The sequence below is a fragment of the Pseudomonas sp. LB1P83 genome, from assembly GCF_054897885.1.
Window position 1 is genome coordinate 3,670,224 of sequence record NZ_CM142709.1, and the last position, 26,694, is coordinate 3,696,917.

Consider the following 26,694-nt stretch of genomic DNA (forward strand, 5'->3'; position numbering starts at 1 on the left):
CTTTGTCGGGGCCTCTGAACAATTGCCGCAGTATGAGCAACGACCCTACCTGCAAAGACAAACCTACATTTTTGCGCACATCTCGACGTCAGCCTGCGTCTTCACTTCCGTTTCAATGCCCAATCTGTATTTGCAGTAGTCAATGATGTCCTGGCGTAACTCATCGCTCAGCTTCTCTACCTTCCGGTAGTCACCGTCGTTGGCGTGAATGTTGAAGAATTTCATTCTCAACGTAGGCGTCTTTTTCACAAAGAAGATGGTGTTGACCTCACCATCTGAAACTTCGTTGTAGTAGCCAATGTTTAGCACCACCAGCAATGCAAGCACGCCTGCTAATAGAAAGTACTTCATTCTACGGCCGGCCGAGGCGGTGGCAGAAGCTGCGTTTTAGTGCGGATATTCCTTACCAGCTCCATACCAATATTCCCCGGACAAATCTTGCCGTCTCTGTCTTGACCTGGAAACTCTCGATGCCCGCCAAACCGCTCAATGACAAATACACTTTTCAGGGCTTCGACTAGGTGCAGCAGAGCGTCTATTTGCGTCGCAGGTATGACATTCGTTGTGCTATAGCCCAAGTACTCAAGGGTTTCACGCCCTTTGGCAACGATGTCTCCGCCCTCTTCTGCGGTCGTTAGATTTTCCAGAAGGACGATGCCAATAACGCCTGTGTTAAATAGCTTGACACTGGATGCCTGTAACCGGATATCACGCCCTTCTAAAACGGTACCGTCACAGGCGATGCCGTAGTGATAGCCGATGTCGTCGTATTTGTTACCCATGTGGTGTGCTTGAACGCCCTGCATCTGTTTGACTCCACCAGGCGTGCATTCATATGACCGGCCAGCATGGTGCAAGGCGATCATTGTGTAGTCCCAGTCTTTCACCATATCCGGCTTTCCTTTCAAAGCCCCCCATTCTGAGCGCTCAGTGAAAGTGTGCCCAAGCGATTGGACCTTTTTGATGATTGCCTCGCGAGTGGCAGCACGGTCATTAATGGTGATCGGCACCGGGCACATGAACTCGCCAGGCTTGATCTCCTGAGCGGTCGCCTCGGTAGCAAATTTGGCGCCCATTCAAACGCCCTCCGACATTTCATGGAGAGTACGCGCGGGCGCGCTGAATTTAATATGCAGGGAGATTATAGAATCGGGGGACGGCGCCTTGACATGTGCGACCCCGTTCGCATCGGTCACTCCCGGGGTTTGCACACCATCAACGGTGGCGACAAACTCCCGTAAAGCCAAAGGCTGCCCAGTTTCGCTATCGCTAACGCTGAATGATTGCCCGAATACTTTTTGAAAGGACAACGGGAGTGGCGCAATGAATGGGGCTGGGGTGTGAGAGCTTCCAATGATGATGGTTCCGGATCCCGCTGTGACGGAGTTCCCATGAGTTCCAGTGCTCCCCACAGTCGCGGCATTTAACCCGTTAATGAAAACAGTAGCGGAGACATCACCAACCAACGCGCTTCCGCACGCGCTCGTGTCCGATTTTCTGGCTGCAGCCAGTCCATCAAAAAAAACATCGGGGGAGCCGGAAACGATCGGATTTGTATTATGCCCAGGCAAGGGGCACGCGGTAGGATCATTGATGCGGGCGGCAGGCTTTGCCATCTCAGATTCCTTTCTGGTTGCTCTTAATGAGGGCAGCAATGTACCACCGGGCGTTCCGAAAGGCTCGCCAGCTGCAATTGCCCCCTCGGCCCCTGGCGAGGGTCTCGCCCCGCCAATCACTCAGCTCCTTGATTCTCGCGTCTATCAGCGAAGAGGCATCTTCCCCTTCTCCTTCCTTTGCGCGATGGCTTCCTTCTTCATGGGGTTGCCACCTCTGTCAGGATGGTTTCGCCCGCTCCAGGATAGTTGCCGTTTTCCCGCCGCTTGAGTCTCGCTGACTGACGGTTTGCGCCTAGGTAACGCCAGGCGCGCAGCACCCAGTCAGTGCCTGGCCATCAACCCATGCAACACCCCAAGCCTCAACCCGGCTTCAGAAGGTGTCATCTGCGCGATACCAAAAACCTTGAACGCGGCCAGCATGACCACCAGACCGCCCGGCAAGGTACTCAGGCGATGGGGTTGCAAGCTCGCTAAATTGAGTTGGTGGACATGCCCCGCTTCAAGCAGGCGCAACGACAGGCGCAGCAGGCCGCCGTAGGTGATTCCGCTTTGGCCGTCGTCATTCAAGCCGTTGGCCTTGAGGACTTTGGCGAGCATCCGCGCGGTGCCTGAAGAGCCGATGGCCTGCTGCCAACCCAATGCCCGATAACGTCGTGCAATCTTTTCAAACTGCACAGTGGCCACGCGCTCGGCTTCCAGCAGGGCCTGAGCTGTTATGCACCCGCCTTGAAAGTAACGCGTGCCAAAAGTGCCGCTGCCAATGGCGATGCTTTCGGTCAACAGCGGCTGAGTGCCCTGTCCCAGAATCAACTCGGTGGACCCGCCGCCAATGTCCACGACGAGGCGCATATTCGCGGCACTCGGTATCGTATGGGCAACGCCGGCATACACCAGTCGCGCTTCTTCATGCCCGGAAATCACGTCAATGCGAAAACCCAGGTGCCGCTCGGCACTGGTCAGAAACAGTTGGGCATTGTCGGCTTCGCGCACCGCGCTGGTCGCCACGGCGCGCACCCTTCCTGCCTCGAAGCCGCGCAATTTTTTGCCGAATCGCGCGAGCGCTTGCCATCCCCGATCCAGCGCCAGTTCATCCAGCGCGCCGCCCTGGAATCCTTCCGACAAACGGACGGGCTCGCGCAGGGTTTTGACTTCCTGGATCACGATCTGCTGGTTCCGTTTGACCGACTGGCCAATCATCAGGCGAAACGCATTGGAGCCCAGGTCAATGGCCGCAAACAGGGAGGCGTCGCCTTTCATGGTGGGGATTCCTGGCAAATTCATCAGCCCGAGGGCGGGGTTGCGCTGGGTGTTCAAGACGGTTTGCGATGATCCTGCCATGCCTTAGGTGACACCAAGATGACACCGCCCTTTATTGGTCCCGCCCATTCATCGTCACGTCTGCGTCATATCCCCCGGCCTAGCATGGACACTTCCACCTTCGGCAGGAGTTCCAGCCATGTTTCTAACCAATGACACTTTGGTGCAACGCATCCATCGTGAGCTGCTCGATCACAGCGACGAAGAACTGGAACTGGAATTACTGGAGGACGGACACGACCTCAACGCGCTGTTTGACGAGCACCTGAGCGACAACGACGAAAAGGAAGAAAGACGACGCTACTTCAGCGAACTGTTTCGTCTGCAAGGCGAACTGGTGAAGTTGCAGAGTTGGGTGGTCAAGACCGGGCACAAAGTGGTGATTCTGTTCGAAGGACGTGATGCGGCGGGTAAAGGTGGGGTGATCAAACGCATTACCCAGCGGCTCAATCCCCGGGTCTGCCGGGTCGCCGCCCTGCCCGCGCCGAATGACCGCGAGCGCACGCAATGGTATTTCCAGCGCTACGTCTCACACCTGCCGGCCGCCGGTGAAATCGTCTTGTTCGACCGCAGCTGGTACAACCGCGCGGGTGTCGAGCAGGTCATGGGCTTTTGCAACGCCGATCAATATGAAGAGTTCTTCCGCACTGTGCCGGAGTTCGAACGGATGCTCGCCCGCTCCGGTATTCAGTTGATCAAATACTGGTTCTCCATCTCCGACCAGGAACAGCATCTGCGCTTTCTCAGCCGTATTCATGACCCGCTCAAACAATGGAAACTCAGCCCCATGGACCTGGAGTCCCGTCGGCGCTGGGAGGCCTACACCAAGGCCAAGGAAATCATGCTCGAACGCACCCACATCGCCGAAGCCCCTTGGTGGGTGGTGCAGGCCGACGACAAGAAAAAGGCCCGGCTCAACTGCATCAATCATCTGCTTGGGCAAATGCCTTATGAAGAGGTGGAACAAGCGGTGATCCAGTTACCGGAACGCGAGCGCCAGGAAGACTATTCGCGCAATCCAACGCCACCGGAAATCATCGTGCCTCAGGTTTATTGAGACTGGTTAAACGAGGGTTTCCACGTTGAGCAGCGGCAGTCTCGATAGAGGCTGCCGCTTCCCATAAAGACTTTCGCCCTGGCACGCGGTTATGATCCGGGAATAACCGACCTCCTAATGCCAATCAGTTAAGCAATTTCTGCCGCAACGCAATTCCTGCCGCTGGCGAAGCCTGCTGCTACGGGTTGCGTCATGGCTTAAATGACTGGCATGACCCGCTATGGATCATGTCTATGCCAGCGTCCAGAACCCGCCCCTCACCCGCGCCCTTACTCCAGCCAGGCGAAACCGTGGTCTTGTTCGACGGCGTGTGCAAGCTATGCAATGGCTGGGCAAGGTTTTTGATCCGCCACGATCATCACCGACGCGTGCGGCTGGCGGCAGTGCAATCGCCCGAGGGGCAAGCGCTGCTGGCGTGGGCCGGTTTGCCCCTGGATCAATTCGATACCATGGCCGTGATCCGCGACCAGCATTACTGGGTGCGTTCGGATGCCATCTTCGAAGTCATCGCCCAACTGCCCGGTGCCTGGCGCCCGATGAGACTGTTGCGCGCCTGCCCACGCAGGCTGCGAGATTGGGCCTACGATCGCATTGCGCTGAATCGCTATCGGCTCTTTGGAAAATACGACACGTGCCTGTTGCCCAACCCTGACCATGAACTTCGATTCTTGAAAACGCCAACGTGAGCGCCATGAAGCGCACCCACTGGATAGCCCGGGGAAGTCTGGCGTTCATGTTTGCCTACCACGGTCTGGTGCCCAAGTTGCTGTGGCTGAGTCCGGGCGAGCGGACCATGATTCAAGCCCATGGCATCCATCAGGTGGAATTGTTTGCCTATGCCGCCGGGGTTGCGGAAATTGCCCTGGCCTTATGGATATTGCTCGCGCAACGGCTCGCCTGGCCACTGATAGTTGCTTCGACGGCGCTGGTGGGCCTGCTGCTGGATGTCGCGATCGTCAATCCATCCATGCTCAGGGATGCCTTTAATCCCGTCACACTCAATGTGGCTGGACTTGCGCTGTGTGCAGTGGCGTGGAATACCAGGGCTTGAGCGAATAAGTGTGAACCGATACTCGCCCGGGATGTATCCCGGTCAAGAACCTGGAGCGCTGAGCGGTAAGTTTATTCGCTCCCAACTTGAGCCCAAGATGACGCTGCAAAGATTCACCCGCTGGAAACCCGGATCCTTGTAAGCGAGGAAATCATCGTTGAAGGTGCCGAATGTACTCTGGGGACGATGCTGCAGCCCGTGATAAAACGCGTCGATCATCTGATGGGCAAAGTCTGTTTCGCGGGGCCAGGCGGCGATCACCGCTTCGCGTTGTGCATCTGTGAGCAGCTCAAAACCACGTCCAGCAACATCCATTCCCGCGCGGCCTGCACCAGGGCGATCTCTGAATGCATGTGCTCTGGAATGCCCGGCGTCGTATGGAGCGCGACAGGTCGCAACACAGCGCCAATATCGCGAATTTTGAGTGCACCACTATGTATCTCAGTGTGTCTGGCTATCCTCTTGATACATCAGTTTTCAGCGGGCCCGGGATTCGACACAGGCCAGATACGTCACCGCGTTCAAATGCATTCAAGGTTTCAAGGGGCTCAGCCGGAACCCCTGGCCAACGGCTTGCAACGGAGACATCACCATGAAGATGGCAATGCACAACAAAATCGGCAATACCCGCCGCCGCCTGGTCAGCTCGTCGATCCTCGCACTAAGTCTGTTCGGCGCTCTCGGTGCGGCCCACGCACAAACGCCCGCCGCCGCACAGCCGGCCGCGATCAAGGCCGACGCCACTTATACAACACCCTCCCCGTTCGGCCCACTGAAGCACATCAAGGCCGGATTGCTGAACGTGGCCTATGCCGAAACGGGCCCGGCTGATGGGCCAGCGGTGATTCTTCTGCACGGCTGGCCGTACGACATTCACAGCTATGACGAAGTGGCACCGCTGCTTGCGGCGAAGGGTTATCGAGTGTTGATGCCATATGCCCGTGGTTATGGCGATACGCATTTTCTTTCCGACAAAACCCTTCGCAATGGCCAACCGGCTGCACTGGCAAGTGACGTCATCGACTTCATGGATGCGCTGAAGATCAAGCAAGCGGTGCTCGGCGGTTATGACTGGGGCGCGCGCTCCGCTGGCATCGTCTCGGCGTTGTGGCCCGAACGGGTCAAGGCGCTGGTTTCGGTCAGCGGCTATCTGATCGGTAATCAGGCGGCTGGCAAGAACCCGCTACCACCCAAGGCTGAATTGCAGTGGTGGTACCAGTTTTACTTCGCCACCGACCGCGGTCGCGCCGGGTACGAGAAAAACACCCACGACTTCGCCAAGCTGATCTGGCAACTGGCTTCGCCGAAATGGGCGTTCGACGACGCCACGTTCGACCGCAGCGCCAAGGCGCTGGATAACCCCGACCACGTCGAGATCACCGTCTTCAACTACCGCTGGCGCCTGGGCATGGTGCAGGGCGAGCCTCAATACGAGGCGCTCGAGCAGAAGTTGGCCACCGCGCCGTCGATCAGCGTGCCGACCATCACCCTTGAAGGCGATGCCAACGGCGCACCGCACCCTAAGCCTGAGGATTACGCCAAGCGTTTCACCGGCAAATACGAGTTCCGGCTGATCAGCGGCGGCATTGGCCACAACCTGCCGCAGGAAGATCCGCAGGCGTTTGCCAAGGCTGTGATTGATGCGGATCACCTCTGAGGTTGCTCTGATGTCCGGGCAGTTTCCCCGATAAGCAACTGCACAACGACGGCTCGTTTTCTTAAACGGGCCGTTTTTCTTTCTTGAACAAACCCAGCCCCATTATTGCTTCAGCGTGTTCGCGAAAATCATTCCAACAGAGAGACCAGGCGCGGCTCTATCGAGGTCTCAAGCACCTCCAGCAGCGCCACCGTCACCGGCAGCTTGAAACGCCGCCTCCCCGCGCTACCGGGATTGAGATAGAGCTGATCGCCGCGCCAATCTATGCGGGGCTTGTGCGAATGGCCGGTGATCACCAGCTTGATGGCTGAGTCGAGCTCGGCTGGGACATCAGCAATGTCATGCACCAGCAGCGTCTCCCATCCGTTGAGATCGAAACGAAGAAGGTCGGGGATGTTTTCTGCCCACGGGGCGTCCAGGTCATTGTTCCCGCGAACGACGTACAAAGGGGCAATAGCCTTTAGTTGATCGAGAATGTCGGCGTTGCCGATGTCGCCCGCGTGAATGATCCGCTCGCATCCCGCCAGGACAGCCAGGGCTTCGGCGCGGAGCAGGCCATGGGTATCGGAAATCACGCCAACTTTCATGCACGGCTCCGCGGCAGGTTCAGGAATCGGAACGGAGTGTAACCCGGTGAGGGCAAGCAGCCTTGACGTGCTTTTTCTGCTGCCTGTTAGAGATTGGGTTGGATCGACCGTCTATGCCCCTTCTTTGGGTTCATTGGCTGACATCACCGGCAATGAGGCCGTCATCTGTGCATGGCAGACCTCAAGTATTTCATCGGACAGAGACGAGTCATCCGGACAAGCACGCGACAATATGATCGCGCCGACGGCATGCGCCAGCATGTCGATCATCTTCACTCTCGCGTCCCCGGGCGCCGCATCCGGACCCGATGGATACTTTTCTCCCAGCGTTTGCAACGTGCGCTCTATCCCGTCGGCAAACGCCGCCTTCAGCTTGTCCGGCTGGCGCGCAGCGTCGCCGCACAAAGCAGCCATAGTGCAACCGCTGCCGCGCCCGTCCCGGTGATCCCTGGACACATACAAATCGATGAAACCTTGAACATCGAGCGCTTCGGCACTGACTAGCGATCTGGAAAGACTGCTCGCAGATGCTTCGGTCATCAGGTCAGCCTTCGAGCCGAAATGTTTGTAGAAGCCTCCGTGGGTGAATCCGGCCGCCGCCATAAGGTCAGCCACGCCTACGCCGTCAAAACCTCGCTCGCGAAACACTACAGAGGCTGTCTCGACGATGTGCTCCCGATTTGCCTGAGCCTGGGCCTTGGTCACTCTCACGTACAACACCTCGTGTTCGCTCAAAAAAACATGCGCCAATGTTACATAGATGCTGAACGTAATCAAATTTGTTGACAGCTTAGATTTCGATCATCATCCTAATCGCAGGCAACATCGCTATTCATCAACCGGGCACGGAAGAACACGACATGACCGACCAGAAACTGTTTACTCCCTACACGCTTGGCTCCCTGACACTATCGAACCGAATCGTCCTCGCTCCGCTGACGCGCAACCGTGCAGGCGAAGGCTTCGTGCCGAGTGAGTTCGCTCCTGCCTATTACAGCCAGCGTGCCTCGGCTGGCCTGCTGATTTGCGAAGCCACGCAGATTTCCCGCCAGGGACAGCGCTACCAAGACACCCCCGGAATCTACACTCAGGAACAAATTGAGGGCTGGCGCAAAGTGACCGATGCCGTCCATGCAGAGGGCGGGAAAATTTTCCTGCAGCTGTGGCATGTCGGCCGCGTTTCACACGTTGACCTGCAAGAAAAGGGTGCCGCGCCTGTAGCACCCTCTGCGCTGCGTCCCGCGACTAAAGTGTTCGTCAACAATAGTTTCCAGGACGTTTCCGAACCGCGAGCGCTGGATATCAGCGAACTGCCCGGCATCGTCAACGATTTCCGCCAGGGGGCGGCGAATGCTATTGCGGCAGGCTTTGATGGCGTGGAAATCCATGGTGCGAACGGCTATTTGCTGGATCAATTCATCAAGGACGGTGCCAACGTGCGTACCGATGCCTACGGCGGCTCTATCAAAAATCGTGCGCGCCTGCTGCTGGAAGTAACGGCAGCGGTGGTCAGCGAGATCGGCGCTGATCGCACTGGCATTCGCCTTTCGCCCGTCTCGCCGGCCAACGGTGTCTCAAGCAGCGACCCGCAGGCGCAGTTCGATTACATCGTCGATCAACTTAATGCCCTGGACATCGTTTACCTGCATGTGGTTGAAGGCGCGACTGGCGGGCCGCGCGACGTGGCGCCCTTCGATTTTGGCGCACTGCGCCAGCGCTTCATTAACACCTATATCGCCAACAACGGCTATGACCTGGACCTGGCCACTTCCCGACTCGCTGAAGACAAGGCCGACCTGATCGCCTTTGGTCGCCCCTTCATTGGCAACCCCGATCTCGTGGAGCGACTCAAGACGGGCGCCCCACTGTCCGCCTTCAATCCAGCCACTCTCTATGGCGGCGGTGCGGCGGGATATACCGATTACCCGACGATTGCTGAGTCGAGCGCTGCTTCGAACTAAACGCAACGTGATCAAGCTTCGGTTTTCGCTCATCAATCCCTATCGATGTCCCTGAAAGGAGACAACACCATGACCACTCGCCCCACCGTTCTGATCACCGGCGCTTCCACCGGCATAGGCGCTGTTTACGCCGAGCGTTTCGCCCAGCGCGGGCACAACCTGGTCTTGGTTGCCCGCGACGCTGTGCGTCTGCAGACGCTCGCCACCAAGCTACGCAGCGAACATAAGGTCGCCATTGATGTGCTTCAGGCGGACCTGACCCAACTCAGCGATCTTGCGACCGTCGAAGCGCGCCTGCGCGACGACGACAATATTGGCATCCTCGTCAATAACGCCGGCGCCGCGCAGTCCGGTAACTTCATCGATCAGTCCACCGACAGTGTCGCGCATCTGGTAGCCCTCAACACGACCGCGCTGGTACGCCTCGCCAGTGCCATCGCTCCACGCCTGGCCAAAGCGGGCAACGGCGCGATAATCAATATCGGCTCGGTGGTCGGTCTGGCTCCAGAGTTCGGCATGTCGGTCTACGGGGCGACCAAGGCGTTTGTACTGTTCCTTTCCCAAGGCCTTAGCCTGGAACTGTCCCCCATAGGTGTTTACGTGCAGGCCGTACTGCCCGCCGCCACCCGCACTGAAATCTGGGAGCGCGCCGGTATCGACATCAATACCTTGAGCGACATCATGGAAGTGGGTGATCTGGTCGACGCCGCGCTGGTCGGCTTCGATCGTCGCGAGCCGGTGACCATTCCACCGTTGCATGAAGGTGAACGCTGGGATGCCCTGCAAACAGCGCGTCAGGGCCTGCTGTCGCAAATCAGGCAGTCCGCTGTTGCGCAACGATACCAAGCCCAGGTTTGACCTTTTCATAGCAGGCGGCCTCGCGATCGGCACGGAGTAGTAACGCCTCTCATGGATACAAAAAACCACTTTGAGTTGCCGGCGCCGTTCGTCAAGGCAGCGAACCAATCGATCACGGTTGACGGTATACCCTTCGTCTATCGTGACCTGGGACCCAAGACTGAGGTGCCGCTGGTTGTGTTCAATCATTGGGGCGCGGTGCTGGACAACTTCGACCCCAGGATCATCGACGGCCTGGCAAAAACACGTCGTGTCATCGCCACCGACTTCCGAGGCATCGGTGGCTCGGGTGGAACCGCACCACTGACCGTCGGTGAAATGGCTAACGATGCAATCGGCCTGATTCGTGCGCTGGGGTTTGACAAGGTCGACCTGCTCGGTTTTTCACTCGGTGGATTCGTCGTTCAAGACATCGCCCTGAAGGCGCCCGAGCGGGTGCGCAGAATGATTCTCACCGGGACCGGACCGGCCGGTGGCGCAGGTATCGACAGGGTCGGTTCGGTGGCATGGCCCTTGATGATCAAAGGCTTGCTGACGCTGCGAGATCCCAAGTTCTACCTGTTCTTTACCTCGACGGTCAACGGGCGCCAAGCCGCATCGGCGTTTTTGCAAAGACTGAAAGAACGCAAGAAAGGTCGAGACAAAGGCCCGACGCCCACCGCGTTCCTACGGCAGTTGAAAGCCATCACCGCGTGGGGCAAACAGGCGCCACAGGACCTCGGTCGCCTGCGGATCCCTACACTGATTGCCAACGGCGACCACGACATCATGGTGCCTACAATCAACTCAATCGCGCTGGCGAATCGCATCCACAACGCGCAATTGATCATTTACGCAGACGCTGGGCACGGTGGAATTTTCCAACACCATGCTGATTTTGTGGCAAAGGCTTTGGCGTTTCTCGACGCCTGAGAGCATCGAGTCTTATCGCATCATCGCTGTAGAGGCTAACCCTGACCTCATTCGAATTAACGAGAGCAACATCATCATGAAGGCATTTTTTATTGACCGCTACGGCAAACAAAACGGGCGTATTGCCGAAGTGCCCGACCCTGCGGTAGGTGCACATGACGTCCTGATTCAAGTGCATGCCACGAGCGTGAATCCGTTGGACTCAAAGATCAGAGCGGGCGAATTCAAACTGATACTGCCCTACTCATTTCCATTGGTATTGGGCAATGATCTGGCCGGGGTCGTGGTTCGGGTAGGCTCGGCGGTAAAGCAATTCAAGCCTGGAGACGAAGTCTATGCACGCCCGCCGGAGGATCGGATCGGGACTTTTGCTGAACTGATTGCTGTGAACGAAAACGCACTCGCGCTGAAACCTTCCAATATCAACATGGCTGAAGCCGCTTCCATCCCCTTGGTCGCTCTGACGGCCTGGCAGGTGCTGGTTGAAACCGCCCAATTGAAAAAGGGCCAGAAGGTATTGATTCACGCCGGATCCGGCGGCGTCGGCTCCATTGCCATCCAACTTGCCAAACACCTGGGAGCCTTTGTTGCGACCACCACCAGCACACCACATGTCGAGTGGGTGAAGGCATTGGGGGCGGACGTGATCATCGATTACAAAAAGCAGAACTTTGAAAGCGTATTGCACGACTATGACGTGGTGTTGAACAGCCTGGGCGCCGATGTACTGGAGAAATCGCTCAAGGTTCTGAAGCCTGGCGGCCAGCTCATTTCCATTTCGGGACCGCCGACCGCGCAGTTCGCCCAAGAGCAACGATTGTCTTGGGTATTGAGGCAAGTCATGCGCCTGTTAAGCAGCGGAATTCGGAGAAAGGCACGCAAAAATAAAATCAGCTACGCATTCTTGTTTATGCGAGCAAATGGCACCCAATTACAGAAGATCACCGCACTCATTGAGGCCGGCATTATCAAACCGATGGTTGACCGTTCCTTCTCTTTTGAATCAACGGCAGAAGCTTTGAGGTATGTCGAACAAGGCAGATCCAAAGGCAAAGTCATCATAACGATCAAATAAGTACTCTACATAAAATGCCAGTAGACAAAGCGCATCCTGCCAGGGATAAGAATCCGTCGCCTGAACTAAATGAACCTCCCCCTCAAAACCTGCAAAAACAGGAACAGTTGCAACCGGATGTCACACCTGTTGAGCCACCAACAATCATTTGGCGAAGCTTGATGCTCGATCAGTAATGAGGAGTGGTTCGTGTAGCGACGCTATCAGCCTACGCTGGGTGAAGCACTACAAGTCGTAATTGTGCTTCGTGTTTTACTCGACAAGCAGTGACTGAAGACCATTGTGGCCTTCCATGATCAGGTTTCGAATAAGCTCCTGATAGTGTTCTGCTGTACTCAGATCTTGCAGATCGAAACCTGCAGACCAATTGATGAACGTCTTGGACTGTCCTGTCAATGCGACCAACTTCACGGTGGCCACATAATTGTCCAGAGGTAATGGCGCCTGCGCAAAGCAGTAAGAAAGCGTTTGATGGCGGTCATCCACCGACATCAAACGCTCCCTGACGATTGCGCCATCGGCCAGCGTGAGTTTGCGGATACAGCCAACCAGACCATCAGGTTGATTGTCCTCAATGCTGCTTTCGACAATTGACGGATGCCATTTTTGAATCTCACCAAATTTCTTCAATACGCCCCAGGCGTGTCCTGCATCGCTATCCAGGACAGCGGAAAATTCAACCATCGGCATCGTGTTTACACTCTGAAAATATCAACTTTTAAGAACACCTGACCTTGGCTCAAACGCAGCGCTCGGCGGTAATGATGTATACACCCGGTCTTCGCTCAAGGGCTGATTCGAGCACCACTTGATGGTCGCGTCTCCCTTTGACGATGGTCGAAATCCGATCCCGGCATTGACTCAACCTGGATCGGTCCACGCTCAACCTTCGAACTGGTGATAGACCTTGGCGATGACCTTCCAGGTACCGTCGATTTTTATCAGGGTCAGGTAGTCGTTGTAGTCGGCACCGATCGCATCCTTCTCCATATCGACACGTACCACAGCTGTTGTGGGTGTGATTGCCAGTACGTCGACTCGGGTAGTGATTTCGGGGGCATCACCGTTCTTCCGAACGAAATCAAACAAATTCTTTATCGGGCCACCCAGCAGCTCGCCATTCGTGAAACCGTACATCACGGCGTCTTTATGAAAAGCTTGCGCAACCCCTTCTGCACTACCCACACGTAGCCCTTCAACGTACTGGTTGGCGGTAGCGATGACAGCGTTGTACTCCGAGGTCGGTACTGCCTTGATGTTCTTTGACATGGTGCACTCCTTTCATTGACGGTGAGATGCGATCAGGGATCAAACGCTCGGGTGGGTGTGGTAAATCTTGCTGACGATCGTCCACTTGCCTTCTACCTTCAGTAGGTTGAAGAAGTCGGTGAAGCGAAATCCCGAAACGTTGTCGGTATCGACCCGAGCACTGGCGGCGGTGCCCACGATGTCGATGCGCACGATTGCGGCGTTGGCTTCTGGAGACGGGCGGAAAGAGTTGTCGATGACGTCGTACAGATTCTGGATCGCGCCGCCGACGAGCTGGTCGCCGTCGACCCCGAACATGGTGGCGTGCTCGTTGAACGCGGGCTTCATCAACGCGCTGTCAGCCTTGGCACCACCTTCGTTGTACTGGGTAAGCACGGCGACGATCGCATTGTATTCCTGGACGTAAGTTGGATTGCTCATGATGGACTCCTGATTGAAAGATTTTCCGATTACCCATCAGGTCTGGATGGGCGCAGCATGGCCTACCAACGATCACCAATCCTGGCGTGTCGGCGAGATAATCAGATCGTTGACGGTGACGTTTTCCGGCTGATTGAGCGCATAAATCACGGCACGGGCGATATCGTCGGGCGCAATGGCAATCCGGTTCAGTTCCTGAGCCGCTTTACGCCCCTCGGGATCGCTGACTTTGTCCGCCCAGCCGGTATTGATGACGCCTGGACTGACGGTGTTGACGCGGATGCCATGCTGCACGCCCAACTCCTTTCGCATGGACTCGGTCATGGCTTGGACGAAAAACTTGGTCGCGCTGTAGACACCCGCCGCCGGCCCAACCTGGTGACCGGCAACAGAGTCCATGTTGAGAATCTGCCCGGACTTCTGTTCCAGCATGAACGGCAGTACCGCAGCAGTCGCATTGAGGTAGCCCTTGATGTTCACATCGATCATCTTTTCCCAATCCTGCACGGCCAGATCGACCCAGTTGGAAAAGAGCATCAGGCCAGCGTTATTGACCAGAATGTCCACGGCCCCATAGGTGTCTTGTGCAAACTTGGCCAGTGCCCGGGTTTGATCCAAATGAGTGACATCGGTGGTAAAAGCAACCACTTCGCTCCCTGCCTCACGCAGTTCTGCAACAAACGCTTCCAGCCCTATCTGATCGTGTGCTGCCGCCACCACGCGGACGCCCTGTGCGGCCAATGCGCGGGTGGTGGCAGCACCAATGCCGGAAGACGCGCCAGTCACAATGGCAACCTTGTTTTGTAGATAGTTCATTCAATCAATACCTGTTTTGCGGTGAGATGCTTTCGCGACGGAGCCTCCATGCGCCTGGCGGGCGCAAGGGGGGCGACTCAGTCGTTAGCCGTTGGCCAATCGGTGTAGCCCTTGGCGCCTCCGCCGTAGTAACTCTCACGGGGAGCGATGGTCAGCTCGGCGCCGCGACGCAGGCGATCAACGAGGTCTGGGTTGGAAATGAACAAGCGACCGAACGCTACCGCATCAATCCGGCCTTGCGCCCGGCGCTTCAGCGCCATATTCAGGTCATAGTTGTTATTGCCAATGAACGGCCCGTCGAACTGTGCACTCAACGCATCCAGATCCACACCTTCAGGAACGGTACGAGAAGTGGCGGTAGCCCCTTCGACGAAGTGCAGATAGGCCAGGTTGAACGTGTTGAGCTGCTGAACCAGGTAGCCGTAGGTCGCCATAACATCGCTGTCGGGTGGTGTATTGCCTGCATCCGGCGTAACCGGCGAGAGCCGAATACCGACCCGGTCACTGCCCCAGATCGCAACAACGGCATCGGTAACTTCGAGCGTCAGCCGAGTCCGGTTCTCAATGGAACCACCGTACTGGTCAGTGCGCTGGTTGGTGGAATCACGCAGGAACTGGTCGAGCAAATAGCTGTTGGCGGAATGCACTTCCACGCCATCGAAACCGGCTCGCTTGGCATTTTCTGCCGCGTGTTTGTACTGCTCGATGATTCCGGGAATCTCTGAGGTTTCCAGCGCGCGGGGCATAGACACTTCGACAAAGCCGTTCTCGGTGTAAGTGCTGCCCTCGGCCTTGATCGCCGAAGGAGCGACTGGCGCTTCGCCGTTCGGCTGTAAATAGACGCTGGAGAAGCGGCCAACGTGCCATAGCTGGCTGACGATTTTGCCGCCTGCTGCATGTACCGCATCAGTGACTTTTTTCCAGCCTGCCACCTGCTCTTCTGACCAGATACCCGGCGTCATGGCATAGCCACGCCCCTGAGGAGAAATGTTCGTGGCCTCGGCGATGATCAAGCCTGCGCCGGCACGCTGGGCGTAGTAAGTGGCGTGCAGTTCATTCGGCACGCCATCTTCCGCCATCCGGCTGCGTGTCACTGGAGCCATGACAATTCGATTAGTCAGTTGCAAGGCGCCCATCTGCATGGGCGAAAAAAGGTCGGTGCCAAGACTGTTATCAATCATGCTCAATACCTGAAATATTAGACCGATCGTCTAGTTTAATGATTAAAAAAAACGCCCCTATGCCAGCAGGCGTTCACTCGTGATCAGTGCGGTTTCAAATGGGGCCGTGGTCTTCTTGACCTTGACCAACAGCGAGGCGCCAAGCCATAGCTGATAAAGCGATTCGGCTAATATCGCCGCGTCCTGGGTCGGCGAAATGGAACCATCTGCCATGCCCTGCTCAACACAGCGCGTGATGCGCTGGATGATCAGCGCGGTGCCTTCTTCCAGCACCGCACGCATGTCTTCCGACAAGTCGCAGACTTCAGCGCCCAATTTGACCACAAGGCATTTCTCCTCGGGGTGATCGAATGCTTGGGTCTTCGCCCAGTAACGCAGATAGCCCAAAAGCCTCTCGGCTCCGGTCCCCTGCTCAGCCATCACGATATCGACGCGCCCGATGTACTCCTGAAAGTACTCTTCGAGCAGCGCCTGACCGAATTCCTCTTTCGAGCGGAAGTAGTGATAAAACGACCCTTTGGGCACGCCAGCGGTTGTCAGCACTTCTGACAGACCGACGGCGGTGTAGCCCTTGTTGGTCATCAGCGACTTGGCCACATCGATAATGTGCTGTCGCATGTCTTGGATAGGTTTCTTCATGGGAAGGCAGCCTATACAAAACTAGACCGGTCGTCTAGTAACTCTTGCCGCTACCTGATGAACTGAATGAGCCGTTAGCGTTTCCCGTCAGACGTCTACTTGTGGATTGCTATGCTTTTTGCCCTATCGGATTGACTCGTGAAGGCTCAAGGGCGGCCCTCTCCCATTTGGCAATAACCAACGGTGCAATGGCATTCCCCAACACGTTCAATGTGGTGGTACCGCTATCGATAATCCTGAAGATGCCCGCGATCAGTGCAACTCCTTCCAATGGAAGACCGGCAGAGGCCAACGTTGCTGACAAGATAATGATGGCAAATCCAGGGACCCCGGCAGCACCTTTGGAGGTCAGCACCATCGTCACTACCAGCAAAATCTGCTGAGACAGCGAAAGATCGATTCCATAAAGTTGAGCGACAAAAATCGTCGCCACGCCCAGGAAAATCGACGCGCCATCCAGATTGAACGCATAGCCCACCGGCACCACGAAACTGACGATCCGCCGCGGTACTCCGTAGCTCTCCAACTTGCTCATCAATTGCGGCATGACCGCTGCGGAGGCTGCACTCGAAAATGCAAGAATCAACTCATTCCGGAAATACTTGATCAGCTTGAAAATGTTCTCTCCGATCAAATAGCAGATGCCCCCGAGCACCACCAAAGCGAAAACAATCAGGGCCAGATAAACCACACCAATCAACTTGAGCAGCGGCAATAGCGAGGCAAATCCAAAGGTCGCAACGGTGGCGCCGATCATGCCGAATACACCTATCGGAGCGTAAGCCATGACTATAGAAACCACCTTGAACATCGCATCGGAAATACCCTGAACCAACGCGATTACAGGTGCACTCTTCTCCCTCGGGAGCGAGTTCAACGCCATGCCGAACAACACCGCAAAGAACAGCACCGACAGTAGCTTGGCTTCCGACATCGCCACAAAGACGTTGTCTGGGACAATGTTTTGCACAATCACGAGAGCGCCCTTCGAAGGTTCCATCGAGAGGGATGCTGAGCTATGTGCAATGCCTGAAATATCAGTGCCGGTGCCAGGCTCGAAGAAGTTCGCGAAACACAATCCCATAACGATGGCCAGGCCGGTTATCGCAAAAAAGTAGCCCAGCGACTTGACGCCCATGCGACCAAACGACTTGTTATCTCCGCCTCTTGCGATGCCCAGGACCATGCAACAGAACACGATCGGTACAACGACCATCTTCATCATTTTGATGAAGATATCGCCAAGCGGTTTCAGGATTTCTGCACTGACCCACGATTGATACTGCGGATGGGTATTCAAATACCAACCGACGAGCACGCCAAGCAACAGCCCGGCAATGATTTGCCACACCAAGGGAATACGTTTCATGTCTAGCCTTCTTGTTGGAATGAAAGGACTGCGTTAACTGGCAGTTGCTAGATTCATGAGCTTCCAGCTCACTTGAGTTCAAATGGCACAACAGTGTTGTGCCAACACTTTTCTTATTTAGCGAAGAGCTGGCTCATATCCTTGAATGCCTTGAATTCAAGGGCGTTACCGCAAGGATCGAACAAGAACATGGTGGCTTGCTCGCCGACTTGCCCTTTGAAACGAATGTAGGGTTCGATCACAAACTCGGTGCCGAAAGACTTCAAGCGCTCGGCCAGTGCTTCCCATTCTTCCCAGCCCAGAATGATGCCGAAGTGCGGAACAGGTACGTCGTGGCCGTCTACCGGGTTGCTATGGACGCTTTCCTGGGAAGCAGTTTTCGGGTGTTCGTGAATAACCAGTTGGTGGCCATAAAAGTTGAAGTCGACCCACTGGGTGCTGGAACGACCTTCTTCCAGGCCAAACACTTCGCCGTAAAATGTGCGTGCGCCAGCGAGGTTGTAAACGGGGATTGCGAGGTGGAAAGGCGAGAGGCTCATCGAAACTCCAATACAGTTTTTTTGTTGGTGAAGGACGGAGCGCATGAATGCAAGCGGTTGGTTTTTCGCGCCCCTTCAAATTCCGCCGTCCCACCGCCATCGGCTAATAGGTTCATGCCGTTGTCGGGGGATAGGCACATCGTAGGGCGGCAAACCAAGCAAAAAAATCAATATAATTTTCTTAGAAACACAATTAATATTTATGAATGATCAAAGAACTCAAAACACTCATCGCCGTTGCACGGGAAGGTACGTTTGCCGCTGCCGGGAATAAAATCGGCCTCACCCAGGCAGCCGTGAGCGCACAGATTCAGCGTCTGGAAGCCGAACTCGGCTTTGAGATTTTCGACAGGAAGGGACGCTCAGCCCACCTCAACAGGATGGGTCATCAAATACTTCTGCAAGCGCAAGAACTGCTTCGGCTTTACGACAATTTAGGCTCCACCACGGTCGGACTTCCTGCGAGCGTTCTGGTGAACATCGGTGCTATCGCTTCCGTGCAGCGCTCCTATCTTCCGGATGCACTCGCCAGGTTTCACCAACAATGCCCGCAATGCCGAACCCGCGTAATTCCGGGGTTATCGATGGAATTGGTGAACCTTGTGGATGCCGGCGAGATCGACATGGCCGCAATCATTCGCCCACCCTTCTCGCTCCAGAGCGATCTACGCTGGACGACGTTGGCACTTGAACCTTACCGACTGATTGTTCCGCGCGAGGTACGGGGAGAAGATTGGTCAGAGTTGCTTTCCAGCCAACCATTCATTCGGTATGACCGATCATCATTCGGGGGCAGACAGGTGGATCGCTTCCTGCGCCAGATGCATTTCACCTTGCGTGAAGTTTGCGAACTGGATGAACTGGAGGCAATCATCAAGCTAGTGGAAAATGGCGTAGGTGTAGCTCTGGTGCCTCAGACAGCGATACATAAGGAATGGCCAGCGGCTGTAAGAGTACTCGACCTCGGACAACACACCTTTCATCGTGATATCGGGCTGGTACACAGGTCTCGCCAAAGCTTGACTGAACCTGTGCGGATACTGGCACAGCTTATTAGTGACCAGGTAAAGACCGCCGCCGAATAAATCCCGGATTGCAAAAAGGGAGCTTGAAGGGCCCATTGTTTTCAGCCAAAGCTCCTGACCCACCGGCAACGGCGGCGACCAGCAGGCGTTCGCAGAGCCACCCAGTACCAAACGCCTGCTTCGAGCAACTGCGAGCGCTTGAGGAACACGGGATGGTGAGCCGGCAACCCAGCACCCTGGATCGTCAGGGGATCGAATACCTGCTCACCCCGCTCGGCGAAAGCCTGCGGTCCATCCTGGAATCTCTGATCGATTGGGGCGTCCATCACGCCGTAGAACTCGACGAGGGTCATAGGCTGCTGCCATGCGAGGCGGTCGTTCGAGATCGCGTTAACTGACTCCAATTGACCCTGATGCGGTCCCGCGCCACTTCAGCCTTTAACTGACCATCCAAAACCTGCACAATCGCCGGCTTTTTTCGCGACAGGATGTCCCGATGCAACGGATTGTAGTTCTGGGTAATGCCGGCAGCGGCAAATCCACCCTCGCCCGCGCCCTCGGCAAGCGCTTGAGTCTGCCCGTGGTGCATCTGGACACGCTGTTCTGGGAGCCGGGCTGGGTCGAACCCGATGCTGAGCAATTCCGTGCACGGGTCTGCGAAGCGATCGCAACGGATGCCTGGGTCTGTGAAGGCAACTATGCGCGGCGAACCTTCGACCTTCGCCTGCCCCGTGCCGACCTGATCATCTGGCTCGATACGCCGCGGTTCACCTGTTTCACACGGGTGATCATGCGCAGCGTAATGAACCGCCCACGCCCAGACCTTGCAGCGGGCTGTACAGAGAAGCTCGACCGGGAGTTCTTGACCTTTCTGAACTTCGTATGGAATTTCGATCGCGGCTACCGCCCAGGTATCGAGGCGGTGCACCTGGCCGTGGGTCCGCACATTCCTACGCTGCACTTGCGCGGCACTCGGCAGATTGCGGCATTTCTCGATAGTTTGCCCGCAGCGCCTGAAACCTCCGCCCGGCCTCCACACCCCGCGCGCGCGAGCTGCCTTGGCCCGGACGGAGGTCCGGACCCCACAAGCGGTCAGTAGTCCCAGAAGGCTGCAATCCAGCGCAAGGCATCACCGTCGATTGCCACTCGGCCTCCGCTCTACGAGCACCAGCCACCACTCGCACTAAACCGCTGTTTCGCCGCCTTGCGGTTTACCTACGCCATACCTCACGCCCGCCCGAAGCACATGACGGAGTTGCAGGGCCGGCCGTTCGATGGAGTAGTACGAAACGCAGCTCAATCCGAACGACAGGACCAGAACGGCGGCAACGATGTGCGCGTCATAGGCAACGGGCCAGAAAGCGCGCAGGAAGTACATCACCACAAAGTGGTTCAAAAACACGCCGTAGCTGATGTCGCCGAGGAACTCGTCAATCCGATGAAACCTGATTTTTGTCAGCACGTACACGGCCGGGATGCCTGACGCTATACCCGCAGTCACCTCCGCATTGAACGGCCGGCGCTCAATCAGTCCCGCTTCGATTGCCGCAAACATCAAGGCAGCCACCACGGCGGTGCCGGCGGCGATCGCCAAGCCCTTCGCCTGTCGGCGCAAAAAAAAGCCCCGCAACCGAAACGCGGTGCGGGGCAAAAAATTGGTTGGTTGCGGCCAACCAAAGGAGCGCTTGAAAACGTTTACGGGCCGGGTCAGATGCAATCCTGTGCGGCGCGTTCAAAACTCGAAGGCAGGTAGTTCGAGGCCAGCAAGTGCCGCTCGTAGATGAACACCTTGCCCCCACTGCCGGCCTTGTAGGCTTCCAGCACGTTGTCCGCGGAAACTTTGCTCGGCACCACGATCCGGTAGCTGCGCTGGGTCTGCGAGACGGTCGGGTTCAACGCACTGCCCTGCAATTTCGGTACGACGCAATCGGCGTATTGCGCAGGTGTCTTGCGGGTCTGCAAGGTCAGCGTCGGGTCGTTCGGCGCAGAGGCGCAACCGGCGAGCAACAAAGAAGCCAACGCCATGACAGGCACAAACAAAGGGCTCATCGGTGTCATCCTGAAAATAAAAAGTCCGGTTCATCACGCGACGTGACAGCGTCACGGGGGGTGTTCGATGGGGGCGATTGTCCGGTCATTGCTGACAAAGCAGAACTTGTGTTTCTTGATTGTCACTATTACTTCCAGCAATAGTTGCGTGCCGCGCAGACTGGTACACACTCAATCCCAACTTAAAAAGATTGATGAGGCCTCTCCTTGAGAACGTTTGACCTGATCCGCGACGCCGTCCTGCCCGATTTCCGTGACCGGGTGGCCGACTATTTGATCGAGTACGAAACCGTATTGTTGTGCGAAAACGCGCCCGACTCGGAGCTTGTGCATGCCACCGCCAATCAACTGCGCGGTTATCTGCGCGGGTTGAACACCACGCGGGTGTTGGGCATGGCGGCTTGGGAGGAGCTGGATCGGCGGGTGGTGGATACGTGGCTTTCGCCTGACCCATGACAGGTTCGGGGGGGGGCGATTCGTTGGCCGGAATTGATCCTTGATTTGATCGCCTCTCACGGCGTGCGCTTGCTGATTAAACAGGCTGGGGACGGCCTGTTTAAACGCCTTCGAGTTTACGTCCTGAAAGCTACAAAACCTTGCGCCGTTGCCTACGGCTGCGCCAGAATCCGCCGGCTTGTGCGCCTTTGGGCCCCTCGGTAACTTGATACCCGTCACTGCCCATCAGTGATCGGGTTTCGCAGCCCGGGTAATCTCTAGACGCACAACGTCTACGTCTCATGAGCAGACGCTTCATCAGGTCTGTCATTCATGTCATGGCGGCTGTGCGTGGGAGACCTTAGGGTCTGCCGGGTTCCTAGAGTCCTGGTCTGCGAACCCGCGTACAGTTGCCACCTATTTTCGTTTCGCAGCGAATGGTGGCAGCTCCATATCTCTAGGAGTTTTGCCATGTTCAAAGTTACGCCAAACCCACCGGACACCGATCCGGCCTCCCCGTACGAACCTGATTCAAAGAAGCTCAACGAGGCCGCCGAGCGGGCGCTCGACTTCCACTTCCCGTCGAATGCCGACATCAAAGCCGCCCCACGAACACGCAGCAGTCTGTTTTCCGTGGACCCGGAAGCCACGGCCGAAATTCTGGCAGTTTATTTGGTCGAGATCCTGGCCTCGGTCGACGTGATGGTCCACCAGTTGGTGGATCATCTGGAGGGTGAGTCGCGTTATGCCCTGCTGGGTATTTCCAACAGCATCATGGTGGCGGAGATTACAGCGAACCGGGTGTTGGATAGAATTGATCTGCCCAAGTAGGTGCGGTCTGCTGTGTTGAGCGGGTAATTGATGTTGGGCTGTGCAGCGGTCCCTTTTTTGGGGCCGCTGCGCGACCCAACGGGGATAAATCCCCTCGCCACAGTTTTTTGCTCAACTAAAGATTTTCTGAAGTGAACGGCATTAGCCTCATACAAGGCTTAAACAGGGTTAAAGCAATAAGCAGCCAGTTTGTTGCCGTCCAGATCACATACTCTGTGTGCCCCATGATCATGGACATCAGCACATGGAAGTAGCACCACAATTCGTCATTCTTGAAACCACCCACTGGCTTCTCTGGTGGGCTGATGGCCAACATCCAGAAAACCTTGGAGTTGCAGCTGAAACCGAAGTGGCTCTACATCAGTCGATTCGGTCATGACCCTGACTACCCCATCCACTTTCACTTCATCCCGGTGTACGCCTGGGTCGAGGAGCTTTTCTGGAAAGATGCCAGGTACAGGCTTTTGCAGACATTCGCCAGCGTCGAAAACGCCCAGTCACTGACTGACGGAGCGGAACTGACGCTGTTCATCTGGCGTGAGTTTGGAGAAAGCCCGGAGCCGTCGGCAGTCCAAGGGCCGTCAATCGACCGGGTCATTGATGATTTACGCAAAGCATTCAGATAGGGGCAGCGAGTTTGTCTGCTCTGGTGTCGATTGCCCCCCTCACGACACATAATGATTAGGTCAAAAGCGGTTAATATCGCTGCGCTTCGTCTACCCTCACAAAGCGCCAGGCAGCAATCAGCTTGTGCCAGGCGCAACGATATTCTTTTTGTTCATTTCACCGGAGAGCTTCCATGCTCAAGCGTACCCTGGCATTGGCCGTCGGCTTTACGCTGTCTTTTGGCAGCTTGTTGGCGCAGGCCGCCGACACCCTGAAAGTCAGTGCGATTCCCGATGAAGCCCCTACCGAATTGCTGCGCAAGTTCAAGCCGCTTGGCGCTTATCTCGAACAGAAACTGGGCATGAAGGTCGAGTTCGTACCCGTGAGCGACTATCCGGCCGTGGTCGAGGCGCTGGCCACCGACCGCATCGACCTGGCCTGGCTGGGCGGTTTCACGTTTGTGCAGACGCGCCTGAAAACCGGCAATGCGATTCCGCTGGTACAGCGCGAACAGGACGCCCAGTTCACCAGCAAATTCATCACCGCCGACCCGAACGTCAAATCCCTCGCCGACCTCAAGGGCAAGACTTTTGCCTTCGGCTCGGTGTCCTCCACGTCGGGCAGTCTCATGCCGCGTTATTACATGCTGAAGGACGGCATCAAGCCGGAAACCTACTTCAGCCGCGTGGGCTACTCCGGCGCGCATGACGCCACTGTTGCCTGGGTCCAGGCCGGCAAGGTGGACGCCGGGGTGCTGAACGCCAGCGTGTGGGAAAAACTGGTCGCCGCCGGCAAGGTCGACACCAACAAGGTCAAGGTGTTTGCGACCACCCCGGCCTACTTCGACTACAACTGGACGGTGCGCGGGACCCTCGACCCGGCATTGGCGGCGAAGATCAAGGCAGCCTTCCTCGCGCTCGATCCGGCGAACCCGAAGGACAAGGAAATTCTCGATTTGCAGGCTGCCAGCCGATTCATCGAAACCAGCCCTGACAATTACAAAGGCATCGAGGAAGCCGCACGCGCCGCCGAATTGCTGAAATGACATTGCGTCTGACCCAGGCCAGCCTGACTCACATCAACGGCGTCCAGGCGTTGCGTGACGTGGACCTGCACATCCGTGCAGGCGAACAGGTTGCCATCATTGGCCCGTCCGGCGCTGGCAAGTCGAGCCTGCTCAACCTGCTGGCCACCGCTTTGCGACCGGACAAGGGCGAACTGCAGGTGCTTGGCAAGCGAGCGTGGCAACTGTCTGCCCGCCAGCGACAGCGACTGCGCGCGCGCATCGGTCTGATCCACCAATCGCCGCCCCTGCCACCGCGCCAGCGCGTGGTCACCGCGGTGCTGGCCGGAAAACTGGGTCAGTGGGGCCTGGGCAAGAGCCTGCTGAACCTGCTGCATCCGCTGGATATTCCGGGCGCCCGCGCGGCATTGGCCAGGCTGGACCTCGGCGACAAGTTGTTCGCGCAATGCCAGCAACTGTCGGGCGGACAGCTTCAGCGCGTGGGCATTGCCCGGGTGTTGTATCAAGCGCCCGAGGTGTTGCTGGCCGATGAGCCGGTATCGGCGATGGACCCGGTATTGGCCGAGCACACGCTGTCGGTGCTGTGTCGTCATGCCCGTGAGCACAACGTCACCCTGGTCGCCAGCCTGCATGCGGTGGAGCTGGCCCTGGCGCACTTTTCGCGGATCATCGGCCTGCGTGACGGGCAGATCCTGTTCGACCTTGCGGCCAACGAGGTCGACCGCGAGCTGCTCGACACGCTTTACGCCAACGAACAACTGCAATCCTCGCCGGTGCTTCCCGTGTCCTTGAGTGTGCAGATTCCCCGATGCTGACGTCTGCCACCCGCGATCCTGCCGCCCTGCCCCGTCTGCTCCTCAGCCTGCTGGCGATCGCTCTGCTGTGGCCGGGTATCCGCTACAGCGAGCTGGACCTCAGCGTCCTGCTGACGAGTGACAGTCAGAGCGAGATGGGCCGATTTGTCTCGGCTTTCTGGCCACCGGCCCATGGCGAGGAGTTCATTGAGCTGCTGTTGCAAGCCACCTTGCAGACCCTGGCCATCGCAACGGCCGGCATGGCCCTGGCGTTGCTGTTGGCCGTCCCCGCCAGCCTGCTGGCCAGTCGCGCCCTGTCACTGTCGGCTGCCTCCCGTGCCGGTCGCCCGAGCTATGGCGGCCAACTGCTGCGCTGGCCCGTACGCGGGTTGATGATCTTCCTGCGCAGCGTGCCGGAAATCGTCTGGGCCCTGTTGTTCGTGCGTGCCGTCGGCCTCGGCCCGACGGCCGGGGTGCTGGCCATTGCCATTACTTACAGCGGCATGCTGGGCAAGGTCTACGCGGAAATCTTCGAGTCGGTGGACCAGCGTCCGGCCCACGCGTTACTGCGCTCAGGCAGCGGTCGGCTCGCGGCGTTTTGCTACGGGATCCTGCCCAATGTGGCGGCGGAGCTGATGTCGTACACGGTGTACCGCTGGGAGTGCGCCATCCGCGCCTCGGTGGTGATGGGCTTCGTCGGTGCCGGCGGTCTGGGCCAACAAATGGATCTGTCGTTGCGCATGTTCGCCGGTGGTGAAGTGGCCAGTCTGTTGCTGACGTTTCTCTTACTGGTGCTGCTCGCCGATCAACTCAGCCGCCTGCTGCGCTGGAGGCTGGCATGAATCGCCTGATCAACCTGGCCTTGATCCTTTTGATCGGCATCGCGGTTGTCGCTTCTTTCAACTACTTGAACATCGACCTTGGCGAGCTCGGTGCCGCCGGCAACCTGAAGCAGATGGGGGCCTATGCGCAACGTTTTCTCAGCCCGGACCTGAGCGCGGGTCATCTGCAAGCCATCGGCCACGGTGCCTTGGAAACCATTGCCATGTCAGCCCTTGGCACCCTGCTCGCGGCGGTGTTCGGTCTGCTGTTGGCACTGCCCGCGGCCGGCCGTTTCGGCTGGCCTTTTCAGAGTGCGTCGCGCCTGGTGCTCAACGCTTTGCGCGCGGTTCCGGAACTGGTGTGGGCCGCACTGATGGTCCTGGCCGCCGGACTCGGCCCCAACGCCGGCACTCTCGCGTTGGCCCTGCACACCACTGGCGTGCTCGGTCGGTTGTTTGCCGAAGCACTGGAAAACACCCCGCCAGAACCGGCCGAAGCCATCCGCCTGCAGGGCGGTAATGCCGTTTGGGCGTTCTGTTACGGCACACTGCCCAACCTGTTGCCACAGCTACTGGCCTACATCCTGTACCGCTGGGAAAACAACATCCGCATGGCCAGTGTGCTGGGCTTCGTCGGCGCTGGTGGTTTGGGGCAAATGCTGTATGTGAGTCTCAGCCTGTTCCAGGAAGCTCAAGCCAGCACGGTGATCCTGGCCATGCTGCTCCTGGTCTTCGCCGTCGATTCATTGAGCAGCTGGAGCCGCCAACGCTGGGTCAAGGCTTGA

Annotated in this window: 33 protein-coding genes and 3 pseudogenes; 18 read left to right on the forward strand and 18 right to left on the reverse strand. The window is 57.2% G+C overall.

Annotated elements, in window-relative coordinates:
- Nucleotides 1–63 precede the first annotated feature (63 nt).
- The 5 genes and pseudogenes from ACYZTY_RS16935 to ACYZTY_RS16955 all read right to left on the reverse strand — a co-directional run bounded on the left by ACYZTY_RS16935 (nucleotide 64) and on the right by ACYZTY_RS16955 (nucleotide 2,873).
- Complete coding sequence (locus tag ACYZTY_RS16935; protein WP_438661463.1) at nucleotides 64–351, reverse strand: hypothetical protein; 288 nt, start codon at nucleotides 349–351, stop codon at nucleotides 64–66.
- Nucleotides 348–1,076, reverse strand: coding sequence for a peptidoglycan recognition protein family protein (locus ACYZTY_RS16940; protein ID WP_461954678.1), 729 nt, complete (start codon nucleotides 1,074–1,076; stop codon nucleotides 348–350). The genes ACYZTY_RS16935 and ACYZTY_RS16940 overlap by 4 nt, the downstream gene beginning before the upstream one ends.
- The gene (locus ACYZTY_RS16945; protein WP_438661461.1) at nucleotides 1,077–1,616 is read right to left on the reverse strand and encodes a PAAR domain-containing protein; all 540 of its coding nucleotides are present in this window, start codon (nucleotides 1,614–1,616) and stop codon (nucleotides 1,077–1,079) included.
- An 85-nt stretch (nucleotides 1,617–1,701) separates the two neighbouring features.
- A pseudogene (locus ACYZTY_RS16950) lies at nucleotides 1,702–1,785 on the reverse strand (DUF1801 domain-containing protein); the annotation flags it as partial.
- 152 nt (nucleotides 1,786–1,937) lie between these two features.
- Nucleotides 1,938–2,873, reverse strand: a complete 936-nt coding sequence (locus ACYZTY_RS16955; RefSeq protein WP_461954679.1) for a Ppx/GppA phosphatase family protein — start codon at nucleotides 2,871–2,873, stop codon at nucleotides 1,938–1,940.
- A gap of 199 nt (nucleotides 2,874–3,072) precedes the next feature.
- On the opposite strand from ACYZTY_RS16955, the gene ppk2 reads away from it, so the two are divergent.
- From ppk2 to ACYZTY_RS16970, 3 genes are all read left to right on the forward strand, one after another.
- Entirely contained in the window at nucleotides 3,073–3,990 is a 918-nt protein-coding gene (ppk2, locus tag ACYZTY_RS16960) for a polyphosphate kinase 2 (protein WP_461954680.1), read from the forward strand.
- 233 nt (nucleotides 3,991–4,223) lie between these two features.
- Nucleotides 4,224–4,676 carry a thiol-disulfide oxidoreductase DCC family protein gene (locus tag ACYZTY_RS16965; RefSeq protein ID WP_461954681.1) on the forward strand — a complete coding sequence of 151 codons (453 nt, stop codon included), beginning with the start codon at nucleotides 4,224–4,226 and terminating at the stop codon, nucleotides 4,674–4,676.
- 5 nt (nucleotides 4,677–4,681) lie between these two features.
- A complete protein-coding gene (locus tag ACYZTY_RS16970) occupies nucleotides 4,682–5,041 on the forward strand; it encodes a DoxX-like family protein (RefSeq protein ID WP_461954682.1) in 360 nt (119 codons plus the stop codon).
- A 42-nt stretch (nucleotides 5,042–5,083) separates the two neighbouring features.
- On the opposite strand, the gene ACYZTY_RS16975 is transcribed toward ACYZTY_RS16970, so the two are convergent.
- Entirely contained in the window at nucleotides 5,084–5,356 is a 273-nt protein-coding gene (locus ACYZTY_RS16975; protein ID WP_461954683.1) for a hypothetical protein, read from the reverse strand.
- A gap of 277 nt (nucleotides 5,357–5,633) precedes the next feature.
- Here ACYZTY_RS16975 and ACYZTY_RS16980 point away from each other — a divergent pair, with 277 nt between their 5' ends.
- Entirely contained in the window at nucleotides 5,634–6,698 is a 1,065-nt protein-coding gene (locus ACYZTY_RS16980; RefSeq protein ID WP_461954684.1) for an alpha/beta fold hydrolase, read from the forward strand.
- Nucleotides 6,699–6,826: 128 nt separating this feature from the next.
- Here ACYZTY_RS16980 and ACYZTY_RS16985 read toward each other — a convergent pair whose 3' ends face one another.
- The gene (locus ACYZTY_RS16985) at nucleotides 6,827–7,285 is read right to left on the reverse strand and encodes a metallophosphoesterase family protein (protein ID WP_461954685.1); all 459 of its coding nucleotides are present in this window, start codon (nucleotides 7,283–7,285) and stop codon (nucleotides 6,827–6,829) included.
- A gap of 111 nt (nucleotides 7,286–7,396) precedes the next feature.
- Nucleotides 7,397–7,996, reverse strand: coding sequence for a TetR/AcrR family transcriptional regulator (locus tag ACYZTY_RS16990; RefSeq protein WP_461954686.1), 600 nt, complete (start codon nucleotides 7,994–7,996; stop codon nucleotides 7,397–7,399).
- 149 nt (nucleotides 7,997–8,145) lie between these two features.
- Between ACYZTY_RS16990 and ACYZTY_RS16995 the strand changes: the two genes are divergently transcribed.
- The 4 genes from ACYZTY_RS16995 to ACYZTY_RS17010 all read left to right on the forward strand — a co-directional run bounded on the left by ACYZTY_RS16995 (nucleotide 8,146) and on the right by ACYZTY_RS17010 (nucleotide 12,091).
- Nucleotides 8,146–9,246 carry an alkene reductase gene (locus ACYZTY_RS16995; protein ID WP_461954687.1) on the forward strand — a complete coding sequence of 367 codons (1,101 nt, stop codon included), beginning with the start codon at nucleotides 8,146–8,148 and terminating at the stop codon, nucleotides 9,244–9,246.
- Nucleotides 9,247–9,315: 69 nt separating this feature from the next.
- Nucleotides 9,316–10,104 carry an SDR family NAD(P)-dependent oxidoreductase gene (locus ACYZTY_RS17000; protein ID WP_461954688.1) on the forward strand — a complete coding sequence of 263 codons (789 nt, stop codon included), beginning with the start codon at nucleotides 9,316–9,318 and terminating at the stop codon, nucleotides 10,102–10,104.
- Between the two features lie 51 nt (nucleotides 10,105–10,155).
- Complete coding sequence (locus ACYZTY_RS17005; protein WP_461954689.1) at nucleotides 10,156–11,016, forward strand: alpha/beta fold hydrolase; 861 nt, start codon at nucleotides 10,156–10,158, stop codon at nucleotides 11,014–11,016.
- A 76-nt stretch (nucleotides 11,017–11,092) separates the two neighbouring features.
- Entirely contained in the window at nucleotides 11,093–12,091 is a 999-nt protein-coding gene (locus ACYZTY_RS17010; protein WP_461959338.1) for an NADP-dependent oxidoreductase, read from the forward strand.
- Nucleotides 12,092–12,343: 252 nt separating this feature from the next.
- Here ACYZTY_RS17010 and ACYZTY_RS17015 read toward each other — a convergent pair whose 3' ends face one another.
- From ACYZTY_RS17015 to ACYZTY_RS17050, 8 genes are all read right to left on the reverse strand, one after another.
- Entirely contained in the window at nucleotides 12,344–12,781 is a 438-nt protein-coding gene (locus ACYZTY_RS17015; protein ID WP_461954690.1) for an SRPBCC family protein, read from the reverse strand.
- A gap of 192 nt (nucleotides 12,782–12,973) precedes the next feature.
- Nucleotides 12,974–13,360 (reverse strand): nuclear transport factor 2 family protein, encoded by a 387-nt coding sequence (locus tag ACYZTY_RS17020; RefSeq protein ID WP_461954691.1) that lies wholly within the window; start codon nucleotides 13,358–13,360, stop codon nucleotides 12,974–12,976.
- A gap of 39 nt (nucleotides 13,361–13,399) precedes the next feature.
- Nucleotides 13,400–13,780, reverse strand: coding sequence for a nuclear transport factor 2 family protein (locus tag ACYZTY_RS17025; protein ID WP_461954692.1), 381 nt, complete (start codon nucleotides 13,778–13,780; stop codon nucleotides 13,400–13,402).
- Nucleotides 13,781–13,852: 72 nt separating this feature from the next.
- Complete coding sequence (locus tag ACYZTY_RS17030; protein WP_461954693.1) at nucleotides 13,853–14,596, reverse strand: SDR family oxidoreductase; 744 nt, start codon at nucleotides 14,594–14,596, stop codon at nucleotides 13,853–13,855.
- Nucleotides 14,597–14,673: 77 nt separating this feature from the next.
- The gene (locus ACYZTY_RS17035) at nucleotides 14,674–15,777 is read right to left on the reverse strand and encodes an alkene reductase (protein ID WP_461954694.1); all 1,104 of its coding nucleotides are present in this window, start codon (nucleotides 15,775–15,777) and stop codon (nucleotides 14,674–14,676) included.
- Nucleotides 15,778–15,834: 57 nt separating this feature from the next.
- On the reverse strand, nucleotides 15,835–16,416 hold the full coding sequence (locus tag ACYZTY_RS17040; RefSeq protein WP_461954695.1) for a TetR/AcrR family transcriptional regulator: 582 nt from the start codon (nucleotides 16,414–16,416) through the stop codon (nucleotides 15,835–15,837).
- 109 nt (nucleotides 16,417–16,525) lie between these two features.
- On the reverse strand, nucleotides 16,526–17,785 hold the full coding sequence (locus ACYZTY_RS17045; RefSeq protein WP_461954696.1) for a cation:dicarboxylate symporter family transporter: 1,260 nt from the start codon (nucleotides 17,783–17,785) through the stop codon (nucleotides 16,526–16,528).
- Between the two features lie 113 nt (nucleotides 17,786–17,898).
- Entirely contained in the window at nucleotides 17,899–18,324 is a 426-nt protein-coding gene (locus ACYZTY_RS17050) for a VOC family protein (protein ID WP_222586807.1), read from the reverse strand.
- Between the two features lie 206 nt (nucleotides 18,325–18,530).
- Between ACYZTY_RS17050 and ACYZTY_RS17055 the strand changes: the two genes are divergently transcribed.
- The 3 genes from ACYZTY_RS17055 to ACYZTY_RS17065 all read left to right on the forward strand — a co-directional run bounded on the left by ACYZTY_RS17055 (nucleotide 18,531) and on the right by ACYZTY_RS17065 (nucleotide 20,448).
- Nucleotides 18,531–19,409 (forward strand): LysR family transcriptional regulator, encoded by an 879-nt coding sequence (locus tag ACYZTY_RS17055; RefSeq protein ID WP_461954697.1) that lies wholly within the window; start codon nucleotides 18,531–18,533, stop codon nucleotides 19,407–19,409.
- Nucleotides 19,410–19,561: 152 nt separating this feature from the next.
- Nucleotides 19,562–19,747 carry a winged helix-turn-helix transcriptional regulator gene (locus tag ACYZTY_RS17060; protein WP_461954698.1) on the forward strand — a complete coding sequence of 62 codons (186 nt, stop codon included), beginning with the start codon at nucleotides 19,562–19,564 and terminating at the stop codon, nucleotides 19,745–19,747.
- Between the two features lie 98 nt (nucleotides 19,748–19,845).
- Nucleotides 19,846–20,448 (forward strand): P-loop NTPase family protein, encoded by a 603-nt coding sequence (locus tag ACYZTY_RS17065; protein WP_461954699.1) that lies wholly within the window; start codon nucleotides 19,846–19,848, stop codon nucleotides 20,446–20,448.
- Between the two features lie 84 nt (nucleotides 20,449–20,532).
- Here the strand turns inward: ACYZTY_RS17065 and ACYZTY_RS17070 are convergent.
- A pseudogene (locus tag ACYZTY_RS17070) lies at nucleotides 20,533–20,958 on the reverse strand (acyltransferase family protein); the annotation flags it as partial.
- Between the two features lie 98 nt (nucleotides 20,959–21,056).
- The gene (locus ACYZTY_RS17075; RefSeq protein WP_461954700.1) at nucleotides 21,057–21,398 is read right to left on the reverse strand and encodes a hypothetical protein; all 342 of its coding nucleotides are present in this window, start codon (nucleotides 21,396–21,398) and stop codon (nucleotides 21,057–21,059) included.
- A gap of 207 nt (nucleotides 21,399–21,605) precedes the next feature.
- On the opposite strand from ACYZTY_RS17075, the gene ACYZTY_RS17080 reads away from it, so the two are divergent.
- The 7 genes and pseudogenes from ACYZTY_RS17080 (at nucleotide 21,606) to phnE (ending at nucleotide 26,694) form a co-directional block, all read left to right on the forward strand.
- Entirely contained in the window at nucleotides 21,606–21,854 is a 249-nt protein-coding gene (locus ACYZTY_RS17080; RefSeq protein WP_461954701.1) for a hypothetical protein, read from the forward strand.
- 450 nt (nucleotides 21,855–22,304) lie between these two features.
- The gene (locus tag ACYZTY_RS17085) at nucleotides 22,305–22,664 is read left to right on the forward strand and encodes a DUF6124 family protein (protein ID WP_461954702.1); all 360 of its coding nucleotides are present in this window, start codon (nucleotides 22,305–22,307) and stop codon (nucleotides 22,662–22,664) included.
- Between the two features lie 296 nt (nucleotides 22,665–22,960).
- Nucleotides 22,961–23,290, forward strand: a pseudogene (locus tag ACYZTY_RS17090) (HIT family protein); the annotation flags it as partial.
- A gap of 173 nt (nucleotides 23,291–23,463) precedes the next feature.
- The gene (locus tag ACYZTY_RS17095) at nucleotides 23,464–24,315 is read left to right on the forward strand and encodes a putative selenate ABC transporter substrate-binding protein (protein ID WP_461954703.1); all 852 of its coding nucleotides are present in this window, start codon (nucleotides 23,464–23,466) and stop codon (nucleotides 24,313–24,315) included.
- Entirely contained in the window at nucleotides 24,312–25,109 is a 798-nt protein-coding gene (locus tag ACYZTY_RS17100) for a phosphonate ABC transporter ATP-binding protein (protein ID WP_461954704.1), read from the forward strand. Before ACYZTY_RS17095 ends, ACYZTY_RS17100 begins: the two co-directional genes overlap by 4 nt.
- Nucleotides 25,103–25,930, forward strand: coding sequence for a PhnE/PtxC family ABC transporter permease (locus tag ACYZTY_RS17105; RefSeq protein WP_461954705.1), 828 nt, complete (start codon nucleotides 25,103–25,105; stop codon nucleotides 25,928–25,930). The genes ACYZTY_RS17100 and ACYZTY_RS17105 overlap by 7 nt, the downstream gene beginning before the upstream one ends.
- Complete coding sequence (gene phnE, locus ACYZTY_RS17110) at nucleotides 25,927–26,694, forward strand: phosphonate ABC transporter, permease protein PhnE (RefSeq protein WP_461954706.1); 768 nt, start codon at nucleotides 25,927–25,929, stop codon at nucleotides 26,692–26,694. The genes ACYZTY_RS17105 and phnE overlap by 4 nt, the downstream gene beginning before the upstream one ends.